Origin of the sequence: Halomonas sp. GFAJ-1, assembly GCA_002966495.1 — a bacterium.
Taxonomy (GTDB): Bacteria; Pseudomonadota; Gammaproteobacteria; order Pseudomonadales; family Halomonadaceae; genus Vreelandella.
This window is the reverse complement of record CP016490.1, coordinates 2,113,705-2,129,161: the sequence shown is the minus strand read 5'-3', so window position 1 is coordinate 2,129,161 and position 15,457 is coordinate 2,113,705. Positions and strand designations below refer to the sequence as shown.

1 protein-coding gene (cut by a window edge) is annotated in these 15,457 nt (G+C 53.7%); it reads right to left on the bottom strand.

Annotated elements, in window-relative coordinates; genetic code table 11:
- On the bottom strand, positions 1–15,457 hold the beginning of the coding sequence (locus BB497_09700) for a hypothetical protein (protein AVI62947.1). It extends 15,581 nt beyond the left edge of the window; 15,457 of the gene's 31,038 nt are visible here — the first part of the coding sequence; it begins with the start codon at positions 15,455–15,457; its stop codon lies beyond the left edge, outside the window.

Below are 15,457 nucleotides of genomic sequence, written 5' to 3'. Positions count from 1 at the left end.
TCGACGCTGTTTGCCCTTGAGTTAAGCCATTTACATCAGTGCTCAGGTCGAAATCTCTGCCTGCAAAAATAACTGCTTCTGCTAGCGGTGCATAAATAGAACCGCGCACGGCGACACTCGGTGCAATAGCATCACGATCAAACTCTTCAGACACCAAACTGTTGCGGTTGCTTTGTGTATTATCAAGGCCTAATGAGGTAGCAAGCGCAGCTAGGTCAGCGTCAGGATTTGAGTAGGTATTGGCGATCGTGATGGTTGCATCGTCATCACCACTCAATGAGGCCGTATACCCAAACGCAACGCCGCTCAGTGTCACGCCGATAGGCAACAGCGCTTCTGCATCAGGGGCTCTATTTAAGTCTGCAATATCCGCATCTTTTTCAACTTGCAAACCGTTATAGAAAAAGCCTGACGCACCATCATCAATCGTAATGTCGTTAACGATAATCCATGCCGGCGTTTTGTTAACGATGGTGACATCAGATCCTCGTGGGGAAATAAAGTTACCACTCCCCCCTAGGTAATCAGCAAAAATATCAATGCGACCAGCGGTTGCATCAATATCGTCAAGCACAATTTCTACTACTCCTGGATCATTAACCGCACCGCTATCAGGGTCGATGAAACCTTGTGCTTCTAGGCGTGCTTCAATACGTGATACTTCGTCACTCAGGCTAGCGATAACATCACTCGAACCAATACCACGATAATCATTTAAACGAGACCTGGCCTCCCTCCACTCTTCAAACAGTGTTGTCTCAACATTGCCAAGACTAAGTGTAAAGCCAATATCATTAAACTGGTCCCATGCTACGAAAATCTCCTCTAACGGACGGTCAGGTTCATCTAGGTCGTTAAAAGAAAACCCGTTAGCAATGTCAACTACCAAACGCTGAACACGCTCACGCCCAGTCTCCAATGTGCCATCAATAGTCACAATACCGTTAGATGTCGCGGTGCTATTCCCTGACTGAGCTTCTGTCCCGCCCAGGGCAGAATTAATACCGCCCAATGCTGCATTAATCCAATTGACGGCCTTCGCACGGGCCAGCATCGCCGCCCCATCAAAATCTTCCGCCAATATTGTGATATCACCAAGGCTAGACACCTGGGCATCACGCTCAACATTGATCAGGTTATTGCGCAAAAGAATAGCTTCTGCATCAACAACATCAACGGGCGCGAGGCTGCCCGATAGCGTATCAACGGTCGACACAACACGATAAGCATCGCCAATGCGGTTACTGTCACGACCTGCCAGTAACCAGATGTTGCCGCGGGCCTCTACCTGAGCAGATTGGACGATGTTCACGCTGTTGGTTGGTGCAAGGTATGCCTCTGTGGTACCGGCCGTAACCGTCACGGCACCATAGGCATCCAAGAAGAGAACAATGGCAATATTAGCCTGAGTATTGGCCGCTAAATAAAGGTCACGTCGTGCATCAAGAAGCGCAGCACCCACGGTAACGGATGCCTCAATATCCACTCCATTAAAGGACGATGTCGCTCCAGTACCCGCCAGCAGACCGCCAGCTAAAATCGAGGACTGGTCGCGAATATCTAAATTATTAAAGGCACGAAGATTAATATCACCGCTACCATCCGCTGCATTAAATTCACCGCGTGCGGTTAGCTGCGCATTATCGGCTACCGTTACCTCGGTTGCGATTGACAGCGTAATATCAGACCCAAGTCCCGCACCCGATACCAAGCCATAAGCCTCACCCTGGATATTGAAATTTTCACCCGAGCCACGCTCTACCACATCGCGCTTGAACACCTCAGCTGTGGCACGTGCTGCTATTGCATCCGCATCTAGTAGCGCGTCTTCACCAATGATAACTTGGGTATCCGGACTCAAAGCATAGCTTGCCTGCGCACCAGCACCCGATAGAAGACCTGCTCCTAATGCCCGTAAAGTTCCGTCAACGTCGAGCGTTTGCCGTGCAAGGAGATCTAGCGTCGCATCCGTATTAAACGCAATGATTTCGGCAGATTCGCCCACCTTCGTCAGCACACTATTCTGACTATCAATAGATACTTCCACGCCCGCGCCACTGGCCAATCCGCCCGCAATGGCGCGCGTATTGAGACGTGCTACCTGCTCAGTTACCGATCTGACAGACAAGACTTGGTCTACTTCACTGGCATCGTTAACATAACCACGAGCCATATCGATTCGCGCGTTATCCCCTACATGGGCAAGGGTATAAGTAGACTGATCTAGACGCGCAACTGCCGCACCAACAACAACACCACCACCGGCATAACTTCCCATATCAGCATCGACACGGCTTTCCTGGCGCGCATCAACGCTGAACCACACATCTTGGAGAGGCAAATCCGCAAGCGTCAGCGCTTCCGCATTGTTTACATCAGGAACCGTCCAACCGCTCCACAACTCTTCATCTAGACCTCCCTCAGCTGCCTCCTCTCTAAGTTTTTGCAACCGCTGTGCCTGAAATGCCGGAAGCGCTTGTAAGGTCACCGCCGCTGAAGCCCCGACCTCTGCAATAACACGCGTGCGGTCAATCATATCTAATATCGATGCAGAAACCCCGATCACCGAGCCACTGACACCGGTCGCATCACTGCTGACGCTACTCTCATGTTCGTCACGTACCAGGGCCGCCTGCACCCCCACTGTTTCTGCAGTGATACGAAGATTGTCACCATTAACTTGACGATCGTTGGTAATTGTTCCTAACGCTGCCATGATGTCGGCACCGAGTGTAATCTCAGTCACTGTGACATCTACACCCAAACCACCCGCTGACACACCCACTGTGTCTGTGGCAATGACGGGAGTCTGAGTTGCGTTAAGCAACACATTGCCTGCCAACACTTGAGTGCCACTACCAATGAAAGCGTCTACGTTATTCTCAAGCGTGACGGTAACCTCAACACCGGCACCACCTGCGACTCCGCCACCAACAGATAACGCATAAATATCGATATTGTCGTTGGATGAGGCCGTTACGCTGACATTGTCAATAATCGAGGAAATCGCCCCCGCATTCCCGGCAGAGCCCACATCACTGGGATTGCCCACGGTGACGCCTTCACCGATATAGGCGCGAGTAGAGCCTGTTAGCTCGGCTTGAGCGACCGAGACACCTATCCCCACAATACCGACCGCACCACCCGCAGATTCGAGTGCGTAATGACGGTTAGCATTTGCTACAACGTCCAAGTGACTTGCCTGGGCAATACGGGCACCGTCTTCAAGGTACGCGATTTGTTGTGTGGCATCCCACAGAACTGCGGCCTGACCAGAGGCTCCCAGACCCAGCGCAAGCTGGCCACCGTAAGCCCCTTGGCTTACGTGAGCATCATAGTGACTTCCTACACGGATCCTCTCGCCAGCGCTTAAGACGGCATCCCTAGAGACTGTTGCCGTTGTCGCGGTGGAGTTATCCAACGTTGAGACAGATGCCCCCACAGCGCCCAATAAAGCCCCACCGCCGGAACCTACAATAACGTCAACATCCAGCGTTTCCCTGGCAGACACATCAATATCACTGCCTGCCGTTAAGATCACATTTCGGCCGACGGTAGCCCCCACATCGCCAACGGTAATATCACCGTCAATCTGATTGGCTCTGGGTAACTCTGGACTAAGATTATTGGCAAGCAATCCGTTATTGACGCGATCGCGAGAAGACTGGGTGTCAGCATTGGGATTGTCGATTTCGCTACCAATGGGGGCATTAATAGCATCTGGGTCATCGCTACCTTCAACGCGTACGTCCTCTAGGTTTTCTTGGCGATCGTTGTTTAATTGATAGTTAGCTCCATTTCCAAAGCTATCAGCGATCAACTCACTGATCCCATCATCCTCACCCATAAAGGTATCGCGGGTTCCCTCGCGTAGCCCTTGACCAAGACTAAGAACAGAGATTGAGCCGGTCAGCGCAGCCCCCACCGAGACTGAAAACCCCATCACCAGTGACGTCAAGTCACGCTCTAAGTGGGCATCGATATTAATCCGCTCATTCGCCTCAAGCGTCGTGTTATCACCAACGGTGGCGTACACCGTTTCTCGCAGTACCATGACATCAACGGACGCCCCTGCACCGGCCAAACCACCCGCACTCAATGTGCCGATAAAATTAGCCGCGAACTCATCCCAGGGGTTGATGATCGTCCGATTAACCGCCGTGATATTGATATCGCCGCCCGCTTTGAAAACACTATTAGCGACAACATTCCCATCGGTATCTACTAAATCTCCTACAAACGAACTGGCTGACGCATCAGACGTTATGACGGATACAGAACCCGCTAATGCCATTAGGCCGTCAAGGGAAGCAGTTGCCATAGAGACTTCAACAGCAGCGCGCTGATCCGCAGCCACAGTGATGTCACCGCTGGCTGTTAGCTTCGCGCCTAGTACTTCGGCAACGGTGTCAGGATTAATTAGGCCGACTGATAATGAAGCACCAAGGCTGGCAGACAAGCCTGCGGCTGCAGTCCCGACAATATACGTTAACAGTGTTTCGCTTTTGGACTGAACCAGAATGTTATCAGCATCGACAGATACCCCCGTGATGCGTGCCGACGTCGAAGAAGAGACGTCAAGCGCACTGGCTGAGCCCGCCACTGACACCAACCCGATGCTGACACCCACGACATACGTCTCAAGACGCACGTCACTCTGCGCATCAACCCGCACATCGCCATCAGCACTGATGATATCGCTGCGCTTACCCACAACCTCAGCCAGTGTCCGGTGTGAAGCAAGCGATGTATCAATCGCCGCAGCCCCCGCAAAAATGCCACCAGCAAGCGTACCGCCACCGCTATCGGCCTGAGTGGCATGGAGTGCACGCACGGTGACATCTTGACCAGAAGAGATATGCGCATTTTCAACACGGGCATTCGTGGAGCCGGCCAACGCATCAACGGACAAATTGGCACCAAGGCCTACGGCACCACCACCCGCTGCAACAGCATAGTGGGTGTAACGCAGTCGACTGGTCGCCAATACCGCTACACCACGCCCGGGCTCCGTCTCATACGCATCGTCGTCGCTATCCCAGGCAGAGAAAATATCGACAGTGCTGCCGTTGCCCTCTGCACGCACTCTGACATTATCTGCAACGGTCGCCGAGGTATCAGAACCCATTAGGTTGACACCGACGGCAATGCCGCCAGCCACCAAGCCCGCCGATACGGTACCTGCAATCACAAAGTTACGGTCGTTGCTGTTGGCGTGAACCAGCACGTGGCCATCGGCCACAATATCGTAGGCGCTTACATCGCTACTGCGCCCCTTGATATAAGCATCAACCGTATTGCCACCCACCGTTGCCGCCGAGTTGGCAGCGGCACTGACAAAGGTACCGAAACTAACGCCGCCCACCACGTTCATTGTGATAGCCGACGCATCAGCGGTCACAATGATGCTACCGCCGTCTTCGGCCGTCAGTGCCGATTCTTCGACGCCCGCGCTAATGGTATTGGTAATATCGTTGAGCGAAACAGTGACACCGACACTACCACCGTAAACGGCAACGCTTAGCTGGACAGCACCTGAAATAATCGTGCTGGTGTCTTGTGCATTCACCACGATGTCGCCGCCGCGCGCTGTCAACTCAGAGCCCGTCACCTCGGCTTCCACATCTTTTGTTGTGAAGTTAAGCGCAACAGAGCCGACCATACTCGCATAAACAGAGACCGACGCGCCTACCGTGTAGGAGCTGATCGCCGAGTCAGAGATGGCTTGTACGTCAATGTTGCTGGCCGTGACGACAGCATCATCGATACGCGCACGCACCACATTGGTGTCATCATCGCCACTGCTGCCTGGATTACCGCCGATATAGTTGTAGGCCATATAACCCAGTGCTGACACAGCACCGGATGCACCGGCGGCAATGGTAAAGGCGTTCATGCCTAGGCGGTCTTCAGCCTTAACCGACACATCGCCTTGATCGGCTTTGACGGTTGCGCCTTCAATAACAGCTTCCGCTGTACTGCGCATCCAGTTCAGTGATAAGGCGCCGGCGATCGATACTGTGCCTGACCCGGCACCACTAATGGCCGCAGTGAATATCTGGTCACCTGCTTGAGTGGGCGTGGGGAGTTCTGGAGCGTCATCGGTATCAACGAGCCCCACACTTTCAAGCACGCTAAGCGGTGTCTTATCGTCGTCTTCGTCTTCGATATCAGCGTCTGGGTCGGTGTTATCAACATCCGCCTGGGCAAGATCACGCTCATTAATGCCTTCGTAAACACCGTCGGTAATACGACGCATCAATGCATCGACCACCACATCGCCTTCTCTGGCCGTGACAGAGGTTGCACTCCCTCTGATAGATGCTTTAACGGCCGTGTTAATGTCGGTCGTTGCGGAGGCTCCCGCCAAGCCCACGGTGCCTGCGCCGCTCGCGGCACCGGCAATGTTGATCGAAATAGGCGCCAAGCCTGCCGTTACCTGAACCGAGCGACCCTTCACATCTGCACCGTCGCTAATATCGGCCACTACCTGATGGCGAACGAAGTTAATGCCAATAGACCCAGACAGCGCAACAGTACCTGCAGCGGCACCACCGGCCGTCAGGTTAGCCAGGATGCTTTCAGCCTGTGCATCAACCGTAATATCGCCCCCGGCAACAAGCTCTGCACCCTCAATAACAGCGGCGACCTCGCCAGCAACAAACTCGCGCTCGTTATCGTCTTGCACGTTAGTGATGAGCAGGTCTTGAGAGGTGTCAATGTCATCTTCAGACTGCAGGCTGCGCGATGGGTTTGTCGGGTCTCCCCCGATATAGTTGAACGCAATAGCGGCCCCCCCGGCCACGGTGCCCGCCCCAGCCACACCGAAGGCGACGTTAATCACCGCCGATTGATCTTTCGCAATGACATTAATGTTGTTACCGGCATCCAGGCGTGTGGACTGCCCTGAAATCTCAGCACGCACCGAGCTTCTCAACCAGTTCAGACCAACGGCACCGGCACCGGCAACTGTTCCAGCGCCTGCCCCGGCAAAGCTGATGTTGATGACACCCGCCGACAAGTCAAACTCATCAGAGCGGGCGGCTAAGCCTGCATCCGCCGCATCATCGGCATCGTCGGACCCCGTTCCATATTCTTTAAGGTCGACATCAATACCTAGCTGACGAAGGTTAAGTATCGGCTGGCTCTCTTCTGACAGACCAGCGAAAACATTGATGTCACCCTGCGTTTCTAAAACAGTGTCATCCGCCACTCTCGCGAGTACCGCGTTATCCAGAATAGTGGTACTCAAACTGCCGCCACCAGCAACCGTGCTCGCCCCCGCTGCCCCAAAGGCAATCACCGCAACACGCGTTATATCTTGTGCTTGAACATCAATATCATCATGAACAGACACGTTTGCACCGCCGCCAATTTCAGCAAGTGTCTGCCCCGCAATGGTTGAGATCGTCACCGCACCGGCAAAACCGCCTTTACCAGCGGCCGCGGCACCAAAACCAACAGAAAACACCAGAGTGTCAGAAATGGACGACACATTTAGCGCGTTTGCATTAATGGTTCCACCGTTCACCAGCGCTGCTTGATCAAAAATCACAAAGTTAGCAGCGATACTGCCCGCCACACCCGCTTTAGACCCACCGGCAACAGCACCTGCGTAAGAGAGCACTACGGCTTGGTTATAGGCGCTGACCGCTACCTCACCGGACGCCTGCTCAATGCGAGACCGCGTCAGGTTCGCGTTGATTTCGTTGACAATAATATTGCCAGACACGCTTCCGCTGCCGCCCACCGCAGAGCTAACGCCAACCCCAACGGCGGCAGACCGAATCAGTCCTCGTGCAGAAGCATCAACCGTAACGCTATTCGCCTGACTAATACGGCTATCCGCCAAACGTGCCTCGGTGCTGTTAGTCAGAGTGTTGATACCAATGGCCACACCGAAGCCTGCTTTACTGCCAAAACCCAAGGCACCAGCTAAGCTCCATACACTGGCAGAATCCGCTGCGACAATATGGACATCAGCCTCATCGCCAGCGTTAAGATTCAGGTTGCTGCGTTCAAGCGCGGCGAGGGTCGTGTTATTAACAATGTTGACGCCAACGGTGCCTGCAATGCCGGCACCTTTGCCGCCCCCGCCAATTCCTAAAGACGCCGCAACAGAGATAATTAAGGCATCGTTATCCGCCGTAACACTAATACTATCCGCGTCAAACGCGTCGCCAGAGAAGTCACCCGAAACATCGCCCACCTTCCTAGCGAGTGCAGTGACCTCATGCTCAATGTAGCTAACGGCTGCAGAAGCGCCGACACCCGCCATACCGCTGGCGGCAACAGCCCCAGAGATCAAGATAGTGTTAGCCGCATCCTGAGACTCAACCTGCAGGTGACCGGCGCTGCCAGAACGGATATTCAGCAAGCGTGCATCGACCGTGCGTGTCGATACCAATGCACTGGCGGAGCCAGCGACCCCAGCACCTTTAGCCCCTTTTGCGATGGCAATGGCAGCTGCCCCCAGGACACTCCAGCCTTCGCGCTCAGCGCTAATAGCCACATCATCACTTTGCCAGTGATGAATATCTGCAACGCCTGCCTGTGTTGTACCGCTTTGTACCGCAATGGTAGCGGCACCGGCCACGGCCACGCTTTTTTGACTTAACGAGATCGCGGCACCGCCGGCAAACATGCCCATCTGGGTAGCGTCATTGGCGGCAATTTCCACCTTCCCGTCGACTTCCATTGTGTCCAAGCCGCGCACCGTGGCGATAGTGTTATCGTCACCGACATGCACTACAACAGACCCCGAAAGACCCACGCCTATTTTCGAGCTGCTGCTTGACGAGCTTCCTGAACCACTGCCCAGCTTGCCCTGCATATCACCCAACACTTTGTCGTAGTTGGCTTGGTTATTAGGCCATTTACCGGGGTCGTCCTTCGCTGGTTGGGTTGAAGAGTTACTGCTAGTGCCTGATTTGGATTTACCTGCAACGCTACCCGCGACGGCCAAGTCAATAACCACACCACTGTTAGTGGACGCGACTTGAGCATCGCCGCCCACCACGATGGAACCTTGAAGATTAGAGAGCGTGCTGTCATCCCAAGAGCTGCTGGCCTCACGCCCCACCATGGCACGGGTATCCCGCTCCAATACACTCACCCCAGCTGATGCCCCCACGGCGGCCTTTCCACCCGTGTTAAAGCTGCCGGTTAGGTTGATCATGTAAGACGCATCATTGGCGCTAACACGCAAAGCAGGGCTATCACTATCGCCGCTATCAACAGAGCCACTGCCTACCCGAATGAAACTGTTATCAGCGATCCAAGCCTGCGTGCTATTTTGGATGACATTAGCAACAGCAGAGGCGTTAAACGCTACTTTTTGAGACTTTCCGCCCGAAGAGCCCACACCTAATAGAATTGACTGATGATCGGCACTCACATCAAGGCTGTCTGCCATCAGCACAACATCAGACTCAATTTCAGCGCGTGTCTGGCTGCCGAGAATATTGGCAGTGAACGCCGCACCAATCGCAACGGAGTCCGCCTGGGTCGCGAGGAAATTATTGCCTATTTCTTTTGGGCTAAACTTATCTTTGCTGAACGACTCCTTCCAGCGCTCAAGATTAAAGCTTCCTGGTGCAGAGATGCCGGGCAGTTTAATGTTACCTACCGCGCTCAAAGCATCGTTTTGCGAACTCGCTGTCACGCTAACTGATCGGCCGCTATCCACGTCGATGTCTGTGACACTATCAGTACCGTCCACGTTAATACGCGCCCCTTCACGAATGCGCGCATCACTGGTTTGATCTAAAACAAAAACAGTACCCGCCCCTGCTAAAGCAAGTTTTTCGCCAGAGGCCGTCGCCATCGTCCAGGTATCAAAGCTGCCGTTGAGGCCAAAATTGTTGGAGAAGTAGCCTGAAATGGTATTGATCAGATCGGGAATCTGCTGTTCTAGCGGAGTACCTAAGCTTTCCCAACGATCTGGGTTATCAAAGTCCTCATCGGCCAAGTCAATCAGCGTATTGTTGCTTCCCAGGAATTGATACACATGGCCTGGGTCACCACCAACGGTATGATCGTCATCTACAATGACCTTAGTGCCATTATCGACACGTTGCTCGCCTTCATCACTGCTAAAATCGCTGCCATCTTCTGCATTAACCAAGTCAATAATACTGGTGACCAGGTTCGCACCGAACACACTGGTGAGGTCGAGTGCATTGATACTTTGCGCATCGACGCGGATGGCACGGTCGTCTCGGCTATCATCTGTTCCGGCATCAAGGTCCACATTCCCTTCAATCGAAGCATGTGCCTGATTGTCCAGCACGCTGACACTCACCGCACCAGAGATAGCCACAGTAGCGGTTTGATCTTCTTTTGATTTTTTATTCTTCTCGTCTTTTTTATCTTTCGCGCTGCCGTCTGCACTGGCATTACTGTCTGACTTTTTGGCTAAGCGCTTCTTGATAAGCTTGGTTAATTCATTGTCACTTTCTTTTCCCGCTTGGCCATCTTTGGCAGCAGAACCCGACGCGCTCACGTTGGGGCGATGCTGGCTCAGCGAAATCACGTCTACCGCACCACCTGCGGTGATCTGTGAACGCACCGTTGTCGCATTACCGTCTCGATCAACGCCGTCTTTCAAGCCAAGCCGTGCTTCTGCCACGTTAATGTCTACCATTACCGCAATACCAGCAGCAAGATCGAGCTTTTCGCCATCACTATCGCCACCAAACGATAGTTTTTTCGCTAGCTGATCAACTTTAAGCTTTTCGCCTAACTGGCTTGCCCAGCCGCCTACTTTCTCTTTCAGCGGTTCAAGCAGCGTCAGCGGCGACTTAGCAAGATCCTCGGAGCTATCGCTGATCCCTTCAATCACACTACCTGGGGTCGGCTTGGCGGTACCCGCCGAAGCAGAGACGCCATTAGCTGACGTAGGAAGAAAAATAAACCGTGTACCGCTGATACTTTCGCGCCGCGTGTCCGCATTGACCTTAATATCGCCGCCCGCCGTCACGTTACCTGCCAGCTGCGCTTCAGTGAGGCCGTTCTCCACTGCAACAGCGATGGCAACCCCCACTTTCCCCTTCTCGGCACCCGAGGTTGCCGATACAGCACCTCTGTCTATTGTACGCGCGTCGACAATCACGTCGCGTCCGGCGGTAATGGTGGCATCTTCCCACACCATCGCGCGTGACTCTGTCCTTAACACCGTGACCGCGGCGGAACCCGCAAAGCCTTTTATGCCCGACGGCTTGGCAGTGGCGGCCTGAGTCGTGGACACACGCGTGTTGATAACGACGTCGTCCTGCGCCGTTAGCGTGCCGTGGACATTGACATTGGCATAGGCGGTTAGCACGCCCACCGAGACACCAATGCCAAACGCCACCGTAGGCTCCATGGAGGCCGTTAATTCAATTTCATTGTCAATCCGGATATCACCGCTGGCATCCAGCTCAGCGTCAGCACCGATGTCTATATCCCCACTGGCCAGTAGGACAGAAATACTCCCGAAGAGCGAAAGCCCCTCTAAAAAGCCAACCGCAGCATCGATACCGCTATTAACCGTGGCGTTGCCGCTGTCCAAACGGATTAACGACCGATCAGGGTCAATGATGCGGGCATCAACAATAATGTCTCCCGCCTTGAGTTCGGCTTCTTCAATAACAACACTCAGGTCAAACAGCCCAACGTCCACAAATCCATTGGCCGGACCACCGTTAAGGAAGCCCATTGGACGGGCATTCAGGGCTAGCTGACCGTCTTCTGAGCCGCCCCAGGTATTGAGCTCCGCGGCTTTACCGACATAAATGGCAGCCGCTTCGAGCGTCAAGTCGCCGCCATCCGTAATGATCTCGCCGCCCTCAACGCGAACCGCATCGCCCGTTATCAGTAGGTCATTACTGGTGGTATTGATGGAGACATCTTTCAGCGTTAGCACGCCATCCGCCGCAAGGGTGATCGCCCGATCAATATCAAGCGTCTCGTCCTGCAGCGTTACATCCCCGGTCCAGGCATACAAAAGGTCTGCCGATCCATCAATACTGACGGCATCAAGTCCTGCAAGCGAAGGCGTATCGACATCACCAGAGAACGCACGTACTTGGCTAGTCTGCGCTGCCGAATGAGTCGTAATTGATATCGCATCTGCGGCGAGGCCGTCGGTGGTGACATCAAACCGCGTATGGGTATTGTCGCTATCTGCTGCGATCAGTGAGCCGCTAACATGCGTCACCAAATTAACGAAATCGCCACTAAAGTCGGTGGCATCGATATCCGTCTCAGTGGGGTCACCGGTGACGGTCAGCGTCACATTGTGCAGGTTGGAAAGATCGGCGGTAATCCGTTGATCATCGACGATTTCATCATCATCATCGTTTGTTTCAACATTATTAAAGTCGTAAACCAGTGACGCATCACTCAGTTGCATATCACCGGCGTAAAATGCCGTCAGCGTATTTACACCGCCATTGCCATCGATGCTATGTGCCCTGGCATGATCAACCTGGAAACGGTCATTACCTTGGCTACCTACGGCAGTTAGCGCCGCATCAGTCGCCATGACCACACTCACGCCGCTAGCGACGAGCCGCTCGCTCTGCCACGTGCTACCAGAGGCGCTGCTTAACGACATGCCCAGTGCGTCAAATAGCCCGGCAAGCGCGGCTTGTTGATCAGCATTACCCAGGGCATTAAGCGTTAAGGTATCTATCGCGGTGACGCTAATACGGCCTGAAGATGCGTCAAACGTTGCGTCAACATCATCAAGGTTATTGAGCTGATTCACCACGTCTTCAAGCTGGCGCACGCCGCTAAATGAGATGGCTTGCTGCTCACCGCTGCCCACCTGAACGCTCAGACGCAACGGGCTAATCAGCTGACCTTCATCACTAATGCTACCGCCCTTCTCCTCCTCGACAATCAGAGTATCGAGCGCCGCTTCACTGACTAAATCCGCTAAGCGCGTCGAGAGCGATGCACCGTGGTACTCGCTTGCATCAAGGGAAAGTTCACCACCATCGTCAGCGCTGTTAATAGAGACACGCTCGATATTTTGGTAGGAGGACGTTACCGTCGCGTCACTAGCCGTAATGCTAAACTCACTGCCTTTTAGATCAACCTCTGAGGTATCGCTTGAAAGGTTCAAGATCAGGTGGTCAGTGCCCGTTCCGCCTGTCACCGTATTGACCCCTTGACCTGCAATAATATGATTATCACCGGCTAGGGCGTTAAAGGTGTTATCTCCTAGGCTACCGATAAACGTATCCTGACCACCGCTACCTTCGAAGTAGACATCATGGCTAAAGCCACTGGCATCAAGGCGCACGTTGCCAGACTCTAAAGCCTGTAGTAGACCGCCCTGAATGTTGGTTAAGGTATCGACCCCAAAACGCCGCTCCTGCTCGCGATGTGCTTGCACACTCAGCGCACTTTGCGAGGCTGCTGCCGCCCCCAGCGTCAGCAGCTCTTTACTGGCCTTGCCATCAACGTCGGCGACCATAAAATCACCGATAAAGCGCACTACCCACGACACATTGCCCTGCTCAGACAGCTCGCGGTCTACCTGGACATTGCCCCGCCCAATACCGTCGAGCTGCTCCAACGCATACTGCACTTCCAGCGCTTCTGCGTTGGCAGCCAGCTCTACGCTGCGGTCAAAATCATCGCTCTCACCGTAGAAAAAACGAACCTGTTCATCCTGATTGCCGCTCCAGGTAAGCCTGACAATCTCTTCCTGGTCACCGCGCACTAAGGTGTCATCGCTTAGCGTCAGACGATGTGTCGTTTGGCCAAATACCTGGTTCGTGCCGCCACCACCGTCAAGAGCATTATTGCCGCGGCCACCGGTTAAAACGTCGTTGCCTGCCCCGCCGATAAGGGTATCATCGCCGCTGCCGCCTACCAGCAGGCTGTCATCTTGGCTGGCTCTAAGCGTGTTATTACCCGCCACTCCTTCCAAACGCACGCTGCCTGCGAAGCCTGAGGCGTCTAGCGTATTATCACTGGCGCCGCCAATCAGCAAGGCCGTTTGCATATTTGAGAAGGTATACCGCTGTGTGCCAGACACTGCCAACATGTCTTCGCCTAGCACCATATTCTGGTTGGCTTCTAGCTGCAGCAGGTTGCCTTCATCGTCAAAGCCGCCGCCATCAAGCGTGCCGCTTCCGTTAGGCGACAACACAAACAAGTCATCGCTTGCGCTACCCATGGCCGTGACATCTTGGCCTTGGATCTGGAACGTCACGCTACCAAGACCATAGCCGCTGGCATCCAGGGTGACATTTTGGCTATCCGCTCCGGCGCCTAGGATGATTTCAGTGGGTGGCGTCACAAAGTGCAGCAGGGTGGTTTCATCGCTGCTGTTACTATCACTGAGAACCACCTCCGCGCCCTCTTCACCGCTACTTAGTCGGAGAACCGCACCATCATGATTGCGCTCAATCAAAAAGGCATCATCGCCCTCTGTTTCACTAACAAAGGTGTCGGTTCCGCCAGTATTGATGAATAAATTATCGCCAGCGCCCCCCATCAGCGTGTCATCACCGCCGCCGCCTTGAAGGATGTCATTGCCTGAGAGCCCACGCAGCGTAATGCTTTCATCATCTGCAATGAGAACATCGTTAGCGTTCGAACCTTCAAGTGTGCCAAAGCCTGACACACCCCCTAATGCGGTGGCTGTGCCGAGTGATAGGTCGACCTCGACACCGTCAAAATATGTCGCAAAGCTCAACGTATCTTCATGGCGCCCTTCGAGAATCGCGACACCGTCAAAGGTAATGCCTTCACGCTCATCCGGGTCGTCTTCATGACCACCAATCAGTACCAGTGATTCATCAAAAACAGAAAATGTAGCCGCCGCTTCACTGCTACTGAGTGTGTGTTGGCCAGTACTTTCAGTAAGCTCAACATCTAGTACGCCAGAAAACGACAGCCAGCTATCTCGCTTTCCGCTTTCTGATTCAACATCAACTTCCCAGCGTCCATCATTGCTACCCTGATCGATAATACGGTCGTCGCCATCACCTGCCTGAAAGTCAAACGTGACGCCGCCCGCATCACTAATGTTTAACGTTTCATCGCCTTCTCCCCCGAGAAAGACGAACTCAATGCCATTTAACTGATCGGCATGATCACCCAGCAAGAGCGCAAGGTTGGTTTCAACATCCTCGCTGTCATCCGCTTTGAGCGTCACCTTGCCTTCGTCACGTGCTTTGTCAATCTGGAATTTCTCAACCAGTTCATCACCCTCGTCGGTTAGCTGCATCACCATCAAGTGCTGCTCACCTTCCTCCTCGGCGACACGCAGTTCGAAGTCACCACCGCCTGCCAACGCTGCTGTTAATGGGTCTGCCGACAAGAGCACTCGCTGTTCTAACCCTTCAAAAATAAAGCGAGATTTCTTTGCATAAGCACGCTGCGTTTTATCACTGCGTGACAAACGACCGACTAAGGCAGAAAGCATTTTACGCGTTGGCTGGAACGGGCGGTTCAT